The 12,948-nt window shown below is 71.0% G+C and carries 16 protein-coding genes; 11 read left to right on the top strand and 5 right to left on the bottom strand.

Going from position 1 to position 12,948, the window contains the following annotated elements:
- Positions 1 to 49 precede the first annotated feature (49 nt).
- Positions 50 to 640, bottom strand: coding sequence for a DUF6083 domain-containing protein (locus ACFQ46_RS14790; RefSeq protein ID WP_380260159.1), 591 nt, complete (start codon positions 638 to 640; stop codon positions 50 to 52).
- On the opposite strand from ACFQ46_RS14790, the gene ACFQ46_RS14785 reads away from it, so the two are divergent.
- Positions 627 to 1,145 carry a DUF4328 domain-containing protein gene (locus ACFQ46_RS14785; RefSeq protein ID WP_380260158.1) on the top strand — a complete coding sequence of 173 codons (519 nt, stop codon included), beginning with the start codon at positions 627 to 629 and terminating at the stop codon, positions 1,143 to 1,145. The two genes, ACFQ46_RS14790 and ACFQ46_RS14785, sit on opposite strands and share 14 nt — an antisense overlap.
- A gap of 105 nt (positions 1,146 to 1,250) precedes the next feature.
- Here the strand turns inward: ACFQ46_RS14785 and ACFQ46_RS14780 are convergent, their stop codons facing one another.
- The 4 genes from ACFQ46_RS14780 to map all read right to left on the bottom strand — a co-directional run bounded on the left by ACFQ46_RS14780 (position 1,251) and on the right by map (position 4,335).
- Complete coding sequence (locus ACFQ46_RS14780; RefSeq protein WP_380260438.1) at positions 1,251 to 2,246, bottom strand: LLM class F420-dependent oxidoreductase; 996 nt, start codon at positions 2,244 to 2,246, stop codon at positions 1,251 to 1,253.
- 59 nt (positions 2,247 to 2,305) lie between these two features.
- Entirely contained in the window at positions 2,306 to 3,106 is an 801-nt protein-coding gene (gene ppgK, locus ACFQ46_RS14775) for a polyphosphate--glucose phosphotransferase (RefSeq protein WP_328295557.1), read from the bottom strand.
- Between the two features lie 19 nt (positions 3,107 to 3,125).
- On the bottom strand, positions 3,126 to 3,320 hold the full coding sequence (locus ACFQ46_RS14770) for a PspC domain-containing protein (protein ID WP_328295558.1): 195 nt from the start codon (positions 3,318 to 3,320) through the stop codon (positions 3,126 to 3,128).
- A gap of 133 nt (positions 3,321 to 3,453) precedes the next feature.
- Positions 3,454 to 4,335, bottom strand: coding sequence for a type I methionyl aminopeptidase (gene map, locus ACFQ46_RS14765; protein ID WP_380260157.1), 882 nt, complete (start codon positions 4,333 to 4,335; stop codon positions 3,454 to 3,456).
- A 54-nt stretch (positions 4,336 to 4,389) separates the two neighbouring features.
- Here map and ACFQ46_RS14760 point away from each other — a divergent pair, with 54 nt between their 5' ends.
- The 10 genes from ACFQ46_RS14760 (at position 4,390) to ACFQ46_RS14715 (ending at position 12,947) form a co-directional block, all read left to right on the top strand.
- Positions 4,390 to 4,572, top strand: a complete 183-nt coding sequence (locus ACFQ46_RS14760; RefSeq protein ID WP_380260156.1) for a hypothetical protein — start codon at positions 4,390 to 4,392, stop codon at positions 4,570 to 4,572.
- A 248-nt stretch (positions 4,573 to 4,820) separates the two neighbouring features.
- Positions 4,821 to 6,083: a toxic anion resistance protein gene (locus ACFQ46_RS14755; RefSeq protein WP_380260155.1), complete on the top strand. Its 1,263-nt coding sequence runs from the start codon at positions 4,821 to 4,823 to the stop codon at positions 6,081 to 6,083.
- 5 nt (positions 6,084 to 6,088) lie between these two features.
- Complete coding sequence (locus tag ACFQ46_RS14750; RefSeq protein ID WP_380260154.1) at positions 6,089 to 6,982, top strand: hypothetical protein; 894 nt, start codon at positions 6,089 to 6,091, stop codon at positions 6,980 to 6,982.
- A 10-nt stretch (positions 6,983 to 6,992) separates the two neighbouring features.
- Positions 6,993 to 7,823: a hypothetical protein gene (locus ACFQ46_RS14745; protein WP_380260153.1), complete on the top strand. Its 831-nt coding sequence runs from the start codon at positions 6,993 to 6,995 to the stop codon at positions 7,821 to 7,823.
- Between the two features lie 11 nt (positions 7,824 to 7,834).
- The gene (locus ACFQ46_RS14740; RefSeq protein WP_380260152.1) at positions 7,835 to 8,692 is read left to right on the top strand and encodes a hypothetical protein; all 858 of its coding nucleotides are present in this window, start codon (positions 7,835 to 7,837) and stop codon (positions 8,690 to 8,692) included.
- A 49-nt stretch (positions 8,693 to 8,741) separates the two neighbouring features.
- Positions 8,742 to 9,536 carry an AIM24 family protein gene (locus tag ACFQ46_RS14735; protein WP_380260151.1) on the top strand — a complete coding sequence of 265 codons (795 nt, stop codon included), beginning with the start codon at positions 8,742 to 8,744 and terminating at the stop codon, positions 9,534 to 9,536.
- A gap of 72 nt (positions 9,537 to 9,608) precedes the next feature.
- Positions 9,609 to 10,184 (top strand): TerD family protein, encoded by a 576-nt coding sequence (locus tag ACFQ46_RS14730; RefSeq protein WP_380260150.1) that lies wholly within the window; start codon positions 9,609 to 9,611, stop codon positions 10,182 to 10,184.
- 136 nt (positions 10,185 to 10,320) lie between these two features.
- Complete coding sequence (locus tag ACFQ46_RS14725) at positions 10,321 to 11,436, top strand: DUF475 domain-containing protein (protein ID WP_380260149.1); 1,116 nt, start codon at positions 10,321 to 10,323, stop codon at positions 11,434 to 11,436.
- Between the two features lie 51 nt (positions 11,437 to 11,487).
- Positions 11,488 to 12,333, top strand: a complete 846-nt coding sequence (locus tag ACFQ46_RS14720) for a hypothetical protein (RefSeq protein WP_380260148.1) — start codon at positions 11,488 to 11,490, stop codon at positions 12,331 to 12,333.
- Between the two features lie 35 nt (positions 12,334 to 12,368).
- Positions 12,369 to 12,947, top strand: a complete 579-nt coding sequence (locus ACFQ46_RS14715) for a TerD family protein (RefSeq protein WP_380260147.1) — start codon at positions 12,369 to 12,371, stop codon at positions 12,945 to 12,947.
- Position 12,948: the final 1 nt, after the last annotated feature.

Below are 12,948 nucleotides of genomic sequence, written 5' to 3'. Positions count from 1 at the left end.
CCTCCACCCCGCGCCGTGATCCCGCTGGGTCTCCCCGCGGGATCACGGGTCAGTGGTCGGGGGACGGCGGGGTGCGGTGGGCGTTCCACATCCGCGCCAGCCGGGGGTTCGCGGGTGCGGGGTTCGCAGGACAGACCACCGCGTGCCGCACCCGCGCGCCGACCTGGTCCTCGTCGTCCTCGTCGTACTCGTCGTCCGCCTCCAGCTCGGCGACCGTGACGGCCCGGTCCGCGACCACCCGCCAGCGTTCGTCGGCGGGGACGCTCACCGCGAGCACCGATTCCTTGGCCAGCCCGACGTCGGCACCCGCGCTGTCGCGGTAGTGGTGCACGAGGTGGCCGCAGTGCTCGCACTCCTCCTCGGTGTACGGACGGTCCGCGGCGATCCTCGCCATCCGCTGGACGAGGGCGAAGACGGCACCCGACTGCTGGCCCAGCGTCGGCGGCAGGCCACGGGGTTCCTCGATCACCGGAGCCTTCGTCGCCGGCGCGTTCGCCCCCGCGAAACGCTCCCGGCAGGCCGCGCAGACCGCCACCTGCACCCCCAGCCGTTCCTGGGTGCGGACGTCGGCGTCCGGTTCCCGTGAACCGCAGAACGCGCAGCTGACCGGGGTCTCGTCCGGGAGGGTGTCGAGGTCCACGGGGCAAGCATGCCTGCTCCTGGAGTCGTTGGCCGCGGACGTCGTCTGCGCGGCGGGTCTGCTCCTGGGCGACTCCCTCGCCGGGTGGGCGGCGCTGCTGGTGGGGGGCGCGGGCTTCTCCGGCGGTCTGCTCGCCGCCCTGGTCGTCACCGCGCTCTGGCTGGGCCGGGCCCGTCGCAACGCCCAGCGCATCACCCCGGCCGTGCCGCACCGCCGGGCGGCGCTGTGGGCGTGGTTCGGCTGGTTCACGCCGATCGCGTGGTTCTTCGTCCCCCGCCAGTTGGTCGAGGACGTCTGGACCGCGTCCCGTCGTCGGGCCCCCCGGGGCGTCGAGGCGCCGCTGCGGCTCTGGTGGACGGTCTGGATCCTCGCCGGTCTGGCCGGGGGGCCTCGTTGCGGCTGGCCGACACCGCCTCCGACGGGGTCCTCACCGGTCTCGGCGTCCTCGAGGCGTTGTGCTGCGTCGCCGGTGTCCCGCTGTTCCGGTCCGTGGTCCACGCGGTGAACTCCGCCCAGCGACCCGACGCGGGCTCCCGCTGACCCCGACCGGACGGGAACGGGTACTGCCGCAGGTCCAGGAACCCTTGCCCTGCAGCAGTACCCGCGACGCTCAGCCGAGCAGCGCCGGCACGACCTCGCGCTCGAACAACTCGATGCCGCTGGTGTCGGTCGCGGCCTCGGGGAAGTAGAAGTTCGCGTACCCCAGGCCCGCATCGAGCAGGGGCCGCAACTTCTCCACGATCTGTTCCGGGGTGCCTACCCCCGCCGACCCCGGGGCGAGGCTCGCGAGGTCACGTTCGACGGCCTCGGCGCTGACGTGGGGTTCGAGCTGCGCACGGCGTGCCGCGATCCGGTCGGCGACCTCGGCCTCGTCGCGGCCGATGGCGATGTTGTAGTCGGCCGAGCGGGTGATCGTGGCGTAGTCGCGTCCGACGTCCTTGCAGTGCTGCTCCAGGACGGCGGACTTGTGCGTGAACCCTTCGAGGGTCCCGTCGAAGTTCGTGTAGTCGGCGTACTTCGCCGCGGTCAGCAGCGTCTTGCGTTCCCCGCCCCCGGCGATCCAGAGCGGGATCCCGCCCTCCTGCACGGGCAGCGGCCGGTTGATCGCACCGTCCGTCGTGTAGTGCTTGCCCGCGAAGGTGGAGATCCCCTCGGTCCACATCTGGCGCATGATCTGCACGCCCTCGTCGAGGCGGGCCAGGCGCTCACCGGCGCCGGGGAACCCGTAGTCGTAGGCGCGCCACTCGTGCTCGTACCAGCCCGCGCCGATCCCCATGTTGAGGCGGCCGCCGGAGACGACGTCGACTGTGGTCGCGACCTTGGCCAGGTAGGCGGGGTTGCGGTAGCTCATGCAGGTGCACATCTGCCCGAGGCGGATGCGGGAGGTCACCGCCCCGAAGGCGGCCATCAGGCTCCACGCCTCGTGGGTGGCCTGGTCGGTGGGTTCGGGAACGGTGTGGAAGTGGTCGAAGACCCAGATCGAGTCCCAGACGTCACCGCGGTCGGCGCGCTGCGCCAGACCGCTCATGACCTTCCAGTGGTCGACGGGGTCCACGCCCACCAGGTCGTGCTTCCAGCCCTGGGGAACGAAGAGCCCGAACTTCAGCCGCGGCGTCGCGTCAGTCATGGCCCGGACACTAGTGCGCCCGGGCCATGACCGGAAGGTCAGCCGCGGTCGGCCGCCCGGGCGGCGGCGAGGGCCGCCGCCCCGATGATCCCCGCGTCGTTGCGCAGGGTCGCGGGCACGATCGGGGTGCGCAGGTCCAGCAGCGGCAGGAACTTCTCGTGCTTCTTGCTCACCCCACCGCCGACGACGATGAGGTCCGGCCACAGCAGGTCCTCGAGGTGGGAGTAGTAGCGCTGCAGGCGCTTCGCCCACTGCGACCAGGACAGGTCGTGGCGTTCGCGGGCCGCGTCGGCGGCCTTCTTCTCCGCGTCGTGACCGTCGATCTCCAGGTGCCCGAGCTCGGTGTTCGGGACGAGCCGCCCGTCGACGATGAGGGCCGTGCCGATGCCGGTGCCCAGCGTCGTCACCAGGACGACCCCGTGGACGCCCTTCGCCGCGCCGAACTGAGTCTCCGCGTACCCGGCGGCGTCCGCGTCGTTGACGACGAGGACCGGACGGCCGAGGACCTCCGAGAACAGCGTCTCCGCGTCGGTCCCGATCCAGGACTCGTCGACGTTCGCGGCGCTGCGCGCGATCCCGTGCTGGATGACGGCGGGGAAGGTGATGCCGATCGGGGTGTCCCCGGGGACGTCGAACCCGGCCAGCACCTCGGCCACGACCGGTGCCACCGCCGCGGGGGTCGCCGGCTGCGGGGTCTCGATCCGCACGCGCTCGGCAGCGAACTCACCGGCCTCCAGGTCGACCGGGGCCGCCTTGATGCCGGAACCTCCGATGTCCACCCCGAGACCGACCCTGCCGGTCGGGGGGGTGGTCGTTGCGTGCGTCTCGCTGCTGGTCACGAGCGCGAGCCTAGGCCCGTCAGCGACCGGTGTCCTTCGGCATGACGATCCACAGCGCGATGTACACGAGGAACTGCGGTCCGGGCAGGATGCAGGAGGCGACGAACAGCGCCCGCACGACGTTGCTGGACAGTCCGAACCGGCGTCCGAGGCCGGCGCAGACGCCGGCGATGAGCTTGCCGGAGGTCGGGCGGGAGAGGTCGGTGCTGCTCACGGGTGGGGCTCCTTCGGGTCGTCCGCCGGGGTGTGCCGGCTACGACCATCCAACGCCCCGGCCCCCGCCCCCGTCGCGCTACCCAGGGCTGATCTTCACGCCGCCGACCACGACCTGGGGGCTACGCCCGGGGTCACGGAAGGGTGAGGATCTCCGCGCCCGTGTCGGTCACCACGAGGGTGTGCTCGAACTGCGCGGTGCGCTTGCGGTCCTTCGTGACGACCGTCCAGCCGTCCTCCCACATGTCCCAGTCGTGGGTGCCCAGCGTCAGCATCGGCTCGATGGTGAAGACCATGCCGGGCTCCATCACCAGCGCGTGCGAGGGCGCGGCGTCGTAGTGGGGGACGATCAGCCCGGTGTGGAAGGCCGGCCCGACGCCGTGGCCGGTGAAGTCGCGCACGACGCCGTACCCGAAGCGCTTGGCGTACTTCTCGATGACCCGGCCGATGACGTTGATGGCCCGTCCCGGTGCGACGGCCTTGATGCCCCGCATCGTCGCCTCGTGGGTGCGCTCGACGAGCAGCCGGGACTCCTCGTCGACGTCGCCGCAGAGGTAGGTCGCGTTGGTGTCGCCGTGCATCCCGTCCAGGTAGGCGGTGATGTCCAGGTTCACGATGTCGCCGTCCTGGAGCACCGTGGAGTCCGGGATCCCGTGGCAGATGACCTCGTTGACGCTGCTGCACAACGCCTTCGGGAACGCCCGGTAGCCCAGCGTCGACGGGTAGGCGCCGTGGTCGCAGAGGAACTCGTGCCCGATCCGGTCCAGCTCGTCCGTCGTCGTGCCCGGGACGATGCTCTCGGCCACCAGGGCCATCGCCTGCGCGGCGAGCCTGCTCGAGCGCCGGATCCGTTCGATGCCCTCGGCGTCGATGACGTTGGGGCCCTTGTAGGGCAGCGGCGCCTGCTGGTCGACGTACTCCGGGCGCTCGATCCGCGGTGGGACCGGACGGCGCGGGGAGATCGTGCCGGGCACCAGCGTGCCGAGGGGTGCGGTGGTGGAGGTGCCCGTGCTCATGGGGTGGAGTCTAGGTCGGGTGCGCACTCGGCCCCCACGCGCCAGGATGCCTCCATGGCGACGCAGTGGTTCTACGACGTGAACACCGGCGAGGTCCAGGAGCTGGAGAAGCGGGGGCAGAACAAGGACCTGCTCGGGCCCTACGCCTCCCGCGCGGAGGCCCAGCACGCGCTGGAGTCGGCGCGGGCGCGGACCGAGGAGAACGACCGCGAGGACCGCGAGGAGAACGACTGGTGACCCCGGGATCCCCCTGATCGTGGCGCTACCGCGGTAGGGGGGGCACCCCTGACCTGCGCCGCGCGTCGTCGGGGGTGGTCCCCGACGGGAGGACGACGGGCGTCGCGGATCTGTCCACCGAGGGGTGGATGCCCCGGGTCCTCACCCTGAGCCAGGATCGGACGACCGCACGTGGCGGACCTAGGATCGGCAACGAGCCCGGGGGAGGCGCGGGTGGCACGCACGGAGCACACGAGGGGAACCGCCTGATGTCGGAGTCGCTGGACCTGAGCAAGCCGCTGAACCCGCCGGCCGCACCGGCGACGCCGCCGGTCTCGGACCTGCAGCTGACGCCGCCCGCACCGGTGCCGGTGGTGGCCGACGAGCAGGCCGAGGGCATGATCCCGCTCGACGAGGCCACCCGGGTCGAGCTGCAGCGCAAGGCGCAGGCCTTCGTCGCCGACCTCGCGGCGCAGGACCCGCGCAGTCCCGCCTTCCAGAAGAAGGTCGACGACATCACGCGCATGGGGGAGCAGGAGGTCCGCTCCTCCGCGCAGGTCTCGAACCGGATGCTGGAACGCCCGCAGTCCAGCCTCGCCGGCGCCAAGGGGCAGAAGGCCAAGGGGCCGGGCGCCGATGCGCAGGTGAAGGTCGCGAACACGCTGCTGGAACTGCGTCAGACGGTCACCAGCCTCGACCCGGGCCGCGCGGACCTGCACGGGGCGAAGAAGATCCTCGGGATCATCCCGATGGGCAACAAGATCCAGCGCTACTTCGAGCGCTACCAGGACGCCCAGAGCCAGCTCGACGCGATCATCAAGGCGCTCGCGAGCGGCCAGGACGAGCTGCGCAAGGACAACGCCTCCATCGAGTCCGAGAAGCAGAACCTGTGGACCACGATGGGCAAGCTCACCGAGTACTCCACGCTGGCCAAGGCGCTGGACGCCGCGACGGTGGCGAAGATCGACGAGGTCCGGGCCACCAACCCGCAGGCCGCCGACGCGCTCACCTCCGACGCGCTCTTCCCGATCCGCCAGCGCCACCAGGACCTGCTGACTCAACTCGCCGTCAGCGTGCAGGGGTACCTCGCGCTGGACCTGGTGCGCAAGAACAACATCGAGCTCATCAAGGGGGTCGACCGGGCGCAGACGACGACCGTCGCGGCGCTGCGGACCGCCGTGATCGTCGCGCAGGCGCTGGCCAACCAGAAGCTCGTGCTCGACCAGATCAACGCCCTGAACTCGACGACGAACCAGATGATCCTGTCGACGTCGGAGATGCTCAAGCAGCAGACCGGGCAGATCCACGAGCAGGCCTCGACGGCGATGGTGGACGTCGCGACGCTGCAGAAGGCGTTCGACAACGTCTTCGCGACGATGGACGCCATCGACACGTTCAAGCAGCAGGCCGTGGTCAGCATGGCGAACACCGTCGACGCCCTCGAGGGCCAGGTGCACCGCTCGCGCTCCTACCTGGAGCGGGCGCGCAACGGCGAGCAGGGCCCCGGCCCCGCGCTCGAAGGCCCACGGTGAGTTCCGTGGCCCCGTCCCGGTCCGACCAGCGCCCCTCGCGGGCGCTGCGGCGGACGGCGGCGCTCGAGGGGAAGGTCGTGCGACGCGGCCCGGCACAAGCGCCACCGGAACTCGTGTCGCGTCGGCTGCGGAGCCGGACGTGGCGGGCGGCGAACTCCTGGTGGCTGGCGATCCCCGCGGTCGGGTTGCCCTGGTTGTCGTTCCTCTACATGGGGTTGCGCGGACGTCGGGCCCGGTGGGTCCTGGCGTCCCTCGTCTACCTGATCGCGTCGGTCGGGGCCGTGACGCTGTTGGCGATGGACGGTGTGTTGTTGGGTGTGCTCGGCCTGATCCTGGGCGCGGGCACCTGGGGATTGGGTCTGGTGCACTCCGTCATGGCGAACTCGACGTGGCTGCGGATCAAGGCGGCCTTCACGGGCGAACCCGTGCTGGAGCAGAACGCCCCGACGCCGGTGGAACCGGCGGCCCCGGTGGATCCCGTCGTGGGTCTGCAGAACTCGCTGCGCGAGGTCGTGCGGATCGCCAACCGCAACGGTGGTCGGCTGCCGGACGGTGCCGTCCCGGCGGTCCGGGAGATCGAGGACGTGCTCAAGCCGCTGCTGGCCCACGTCGCCAAGCGCGGGGCGGACGTCGAGGAACTGCACAACCTCGAGGCGATCCTCACCGAGTACCTCCCCGGGGCCCTGGACCACTACCTCGACCTGCCCGAGGACTACGCCCTCACCAACCGCGGGCCTTCGGGCTCCACACCGGCCGAGGAGCTCGTGACCCAGCTCCGCCTCCTGGTGGACGGCGCGAGGGACCTGCAGCGCGCGGTCCACGACCACGACGCGCAGAAGTTGTCGGTCCAGGGCCGGTTCCTGGACGCGAAGTTCCGTCGTTCCGACCTGGACCTCTAGGGAGCACGTCGTGGGTGTTGAGCTCGGCAAGGGTGACGGGCGGGGGGCCTCGCGCCACGAGGACGTCCCCCAGGTGCGCCCGGTCGCGCCGGTCGCCCGGACGACGCCGCCGCCGGTCCCGTACGAGAAGCGGGAACCCTCGCTGCCCGAGGACAACGTCCGCGGACTGAGCGAACCCGGCATGAAGCTGTTCACCGGCGTCTGGACGGCCGGTTGGATCGTCGCGTTCGCGGCGCACCTCTGGCCGCTGGGTCTGATCATGCTGCTGATGCAGGGTGTGGTCTTCGGCTACGTCAAGCAGCGGGGCGTCCCGTGGGCCGGTCCCCAGCGCGAGGAACGCCGGGCGCGTCGCCTCGAACGGCACCGGGCCCGCAGCGTCCGGACCGTCGAGGCACCGACCGCGCCGCAACTGCCCGACCCGATCTCCACCGCCGAACGCCTCCTCGCCGCTTCCGTCGTCCGGGCCGAGACCTCCGGGGGCCGGATGGACGCCGAGTCCGTGGACCTCGTCCGCGAGGTCGACCGGTTGCTCCGCCCGCTGCTGGCGAACCTGCGTACCCGCGACGCCGACCCGCAGGTCCGCCACGACCTGGAGACCCTCGCGGGGGAGCACCTCCCGCGGGCGATCGACGACTACCTCGTCCTGCCCGACGACTACGCCCACGAGCACCGGACGGCGGCGGGCACGACCCCCGCCGACGAACTGCGCGCTCAGCTGCACCTGCTCGTCGAGGGCTGTCGTCAGCTCCGTGATTCGGTCCTCAGCCGCGACGTGGACCGCCAGCAGCAGCAGAGCCGCTTCCTCGAGGCGAAGTTCCGCCGCTCCGACCTGGACCTGTGACGGGGGCCGCGGTGGGCATCGAACTGAGCAGGGGCGGGGGCTCCCGCGACGGATCCCACGACGACCCGCCGCGTCGCGCGGTGCTGCCCGAGCGGGAGGTCGAGGTCATCGGGCCGAACGACCTCGAACCCCGGCTCGGCGCCACCCTGCCGGTCCTCGGCTGGATCTCCGACCCGGCGTTCCAGCTCTTCCGCTTCGTCGGGCTCGGCGGGTGGATCGTCCTCTACGCGGCGCTGCCCGACGCGTTCTGGTGGGTCGGGTTCCTGGCCATGTGGGCCTGGATCGCGGCGAACGTCGCCTACGAGAACGAGTCCCGTCGGCGACGCAGGCTGCGACGGCACTACCGGCGGGCCCTGAAGTACGCGCTGATCTCCCCGAACCCCGTCCTGCTCCGCCCCGAGGAACCCGCCCACCCTGCGCCGGTGGCTCCCGTGGCTCACAGCCCGGCGGTCAGCGCCGCCGAACGCGCGCTCGTCGTCACCGTGCGCCGGGTGGACACCGCGGTGGACCGCTTCGAGCGGACCGACGTCGTCCTGGTGCACGAGGTCGCCGAACTGCTCGGCCCGTTGCTGCTGCGCATCGCCGAACGCGGCGGCGACCCGCAGGTCCGCCACGACCTCGAGACCCTGGCGGGGGAGCACCTGCCCCGCACCGTCGAGGACTTCCTCGCCCTGCCGGCCGACGTGGCGCGGACCAGCCGCAACGCCTCCGGCACCACTCCGGCGGAGGAGCTGCGCAACCAGCTGCACCTGATGGTCGAGGGGTGCCGGCAGCTGCGGGACTCCGTCCTCTCCGCCGACGTCGACCGTCAGCAGCAGCAGAGCCGGTTCCTGGAGTCGAAGTTCCGACGCGGCGACCTGGACCTCTGACCACGACGACCAGATCCTCGGACCCGACGAGTGCGGTAGGAAAGAGACCATGACCCTCGACGTGCAGCTCGTCGGTTCCACGACCCAGATGGCCGTCGTGACCCTGCGTCCCGGTCAGACGCTGTACTGCGAGGCGGGGAAGTTCCTCTTCTCCTCCGGCGACGTCGTCATGGAGACCAAGCTCAGCGCCCCCGGCGGCAAGGGCGAGAGCGGCGGGCTCGGCGGTCTGCTGCGCGGAGCGGCCAACGCCGGCAAGCGGATGCTCGCGGGGGAGTCCTTCGCCTTCCAGCACTTCCACACCCCCGGCGGGGACGGGCTGCTCGGTCTCGCGGGGGTGCTCCCCGGCGAGATGCGCCACCTCGAGCTCGACGGGGGCACCACGTGGTTCGCCGAGAAGGACGCCTTCGTCGCGGCCGAGGCCGGGGTGAACTTCGACATCGCCTTCTCCGGCATGGGGCAGGGGCTGATGGGCGGGGAGGGGTTCATCCTCGAGAGGTTCACCGGCCGCGGCTCGCTGCTCATCGCCGGGGCCGGCGACTTCATCGACATCAACCCCGCCGACTACGGCGGGACGATCCGCGTCGACACCGGGTGCATCGTCGCCTGGGACGACCGCATCACCTACGGCGTCGAGACCGTCGGCCGGCTCAACCGGCAGGGGATCATGAGCGCGGTCTTCGGCGGGGAGGGCATGACCCTGGCCACGCTGCGCGGCAACGGGCGGGTCATCCTGCAGTCCGTCACCATCGAGGCCTTCGCCAAGGCACTGGTCAAGAACACGGCCAAGCCGGACCAGCAGGGCCTCGGGGCCCTGGGAGGGTTGTTCTCGGGCTCGCGCGACTGAGCGCGGGCACTCATCGGGCCCGGTGATCGTTGGGCCCTTCGCAAGCACCACCAGACGAACGGAGCGAACACCATGGGCGTCAGCCTCAGCAAGGGCGGCAACGTCTCCCTCACCAAGGAAGCGCCGGGGATGACCAAGGCCGTCATCGGCCTGGGCTGGGACTCCAACAGCTTCACCGGCTCGGAGTTCGACCTCGACGCGCAGGCCATCATGGTCGGCGCCGACGGCAAGGTCCCCAACGACGGGTTCTTCGTCTTCTTCAACCAGCTGAAGTCCCCCGAGGGCTCCGTCGAGCACACCGGTGACAACCGGACCGGTGAGGGCGACGGCGACGACGAGGCCATCAACGTCGACCTCTCCCTCATCCCGGCCGAGATCGAGAAGGTCGTCTTCACCGTCGCCATCTACGACGCCGACACCCGCAAGCAGTCCTTCGGCCAGGTCCGCAACGCCTTCATCCGCGTCGTGAACGCCGAGGGGAGCACCGAGGTCGCGCGCTACGACCTGACCGAGGACGCCTCGACCGAGACCGCCATGGTCTTCGGTGAGCTGTACCGCAACGGCTCGGACTGGAAGTTCCGCGCCGTCGGTCAGGGCTACGCCAACGGTCTGCGCGGCATCGCGGCGGACTTCGGCGTCAGCGTCTGACCCGCTGACCGCACCCACCGCACGCAGGACGGCGCCCGGCAGTCAGCCGTGCGCCGTCCGTGCGTGTGGTGTGCGTCTCGTGAGAGGGTTTCCCGTCCGGCCCCGAGTGGGCTCCGCACGAACAGGAAGCTGACCGTTGATCCTCAAGACCTACGGGTGGGCCTTCGGCGTCACCGCGCTGGGCCTCGTCCTGGCCGTCCTCTACGACGGTGCGGCCGGCATCGGCCTCGTCGCGATCCTGGCCGTCCTCGAGATCAGCCTCTCCTTCGACAACGCCGTCGTGAACGCCACCGTCCTGCGACGGATGAACGACTTCTGGCAGAAGATCTTCCTCTCCGTCGGCATCATCATCGCCGTCTTCGGCATGCGGCTCGTCTTCCCGCTGCTGCTCGTGGGCATCACGGCGTCGCTGAACCCCGTCGACGCCGTCAAGCTCGCGCTCGAGAAGGGACCCGTCGACGAGCCGGGGACCTACGGGTACCTGCTGAACGCGGCGCACCCCACGATCGCGGCCTTCGGCGGCATGTTCCTGCTGATGCTCTTCCTCAACTGGATCTTCGGGGAGAAGGAGCACCACTGGCTCGGCCCGATCGAGCGCTTCCTGGAGAAGATCGGCCAGGTCGAGGCCATGTCGGTCATCGTCGGTGGCACGGTCCTCTTCCTCGTGGCCGAGACCTTCGCCACCGACCACGCCCAGACGGTGCTGGCCTCCGGCGTCCTCGGCATGGTCGTGTACCTGCTGGTCAACGGTCTCGGTGAGCTCTTCAACATCGAGGAGGACGACGACTCCGACGACGAGGAGGAGTTCGGCCAGTCCACCCCGGCCCGCAAGGGGCCCTCCGAGATCGCGAAGGTCGGCGGCAAGGCCGCGTTCTTCCTCTTCCTCTACCTCGAGGTCCTCGACGCGTCGTTCTCCTTCGACGGGGTCATCGGGGCCTTCGCCATCACCAACGACGCGATCATCATCGCGATCGGCCTGGGCGTCGGCGCCATGTACATCCGGTCGATGACCGTCCACCTCGTCCGCGAGGGCACCCTCTCGATGTACCCCTACCTCGAGAACGGTGCGCTCTGGGCGATCGGGGCCCTGGCCGCGATCCTGCTCTACAGCATCGAGCACGAGGTGCCCGAGGTCGTCACCGGTCTCATCGGGGTCGCGTTCATCGTGGCGGCCCTCATCACCTCGATCGTGCACAACCGTTCCCACCCCGAGGACGCCCACGTGGGGAAGTCGGCCTCGCCGGCGAGCTGATCGCAGGACCGGGGACGACGGAGGAGGGATTGCGGGACGGGAGGACGAACGGTGAGCGGCACGAGGAACGGTCGGCCGGCGGAGGAGGTCCACAACTTCCTCGGCCGACCGGGGCGGGCACGCAGCCCGCGGACCTTCGCCGACCACCTGAACCCGTCCCGTCCCGTCCCCGTCCCGGCTCGCGCGAAGCCACCCGCACCGCCGGCGCCCCGGCCGGTTCCCGCTCCCGTGCTCCCACGGGTGCGGGAACCCGCGCCGGCACCGGCGGCGGTCGTCGGGCAGGCCCGGGCCAGCGAGCGCCGCATCGTCCTCGACGACGAACGCCCGTCCCACACCATCACCGCCGCGGAGCGCTCGACCGGGTCGCTGCGCATCACCCTGCGCTGGGACCAGCTCGTCACCTCCGCCGGACTGCACCGTTCGTCCGACGTCCACCTGGGGTGCCTCTGGGAGACGCGCGACCGTCACGCGGGTGCGTTGCAGTCCCTGGGTGAACTCCTCGCCGCGCCCGGGTTCGGGGCACGCCAGGTCCTGCGCCTGGGCCCCCGCAGCGAACAGGAGGGCGAGGAGGTCCTCGCCGACGCCGCCCACCTCGACCTGCTGCGCCGGATGGTCTTCTACGTCTACGCGCAGGGAACGCAGCCCCCGGACTACGCGCGACTGGCGCCGCACCTGACGCTGGCCCGCCGCGGTGGGGGGACGTTGCAGATGTGGACCGGCGAACCACCCCCCGACGCGCGCACCTGCGTCATCGCCTCCGTGCACGACGTCGCCGGCGACCTCGTCGTCCGCCGCGAGAACGAGTTCTTCCCCGGTCCGGTCCGCGACGTCGCGCTCGCCTACGGCTTCGACGACCTCGACTGGAACCACGAGGGCACCGTCCCGCGTCCTTCCTGAGGACCACCCGCACCACCACGAGAGAGGGGCCACCCGTGGCCGTCAGTCTGAACAAGGGCCAGAAGCTGTCGCTGGAGAAGTCCGGCGGTGGCACCCTCACCCGGGTCTTCATGGGTCTCGGCTGGGACGCCGTCGCCAAGGGCCTCTTCCGCAAGAAGTCCATCGACGTCGACCTCGACGCCAGCTGCCTGCTCTTCGACAGCGCGGGCAAGCTCGTCGACGAGGTGTGGTTCCAGCAGCTGCGCAGCAAGGACGGCTCGATCACCCACACCGGGGACAACCTCACCGGTGAGGGCGACGGCGACGACGAGACCATCTACGTCGACCTGCCCGCCGTGCCCGCAAAGGTCACGACCCTGGTCTTCACCGTCTCCAGCTTCACCGGCCAGGACTTCTCCCAGGTCCAGAACGCCGTCTGCCGGGTCGTCGACGCCGCCCAGGCGCAGGAGGTCGAACTGGCCCGCTACGAGCTCTCCGACGCCGGCCCGCACACGGCGCAGATCATGGCCAAGCTGACCCGTGAGGGGTCGGGCTGGGCCATGACGGCCATCGGCGCCCCCGCCAACGGCCGCCACATCCGCGACCTGCGCGACGCCGTCGCCGCCCACGTCTGAA

It is taken from the genome of Kineococcus sp. GCM10028916, from assembly GCF_042674865.1.
Taxonomy (GTDB): Bacteria; Actinomycetota; Actinomycetes; order Actinomycetales; family Kineococcaceae; genus Kineococcus.
The sequence above is the reverse complement of the archived record's forward strand: the minus strand, read 5'-3'. Positions and strand labels throughout refer to the sequence as shown.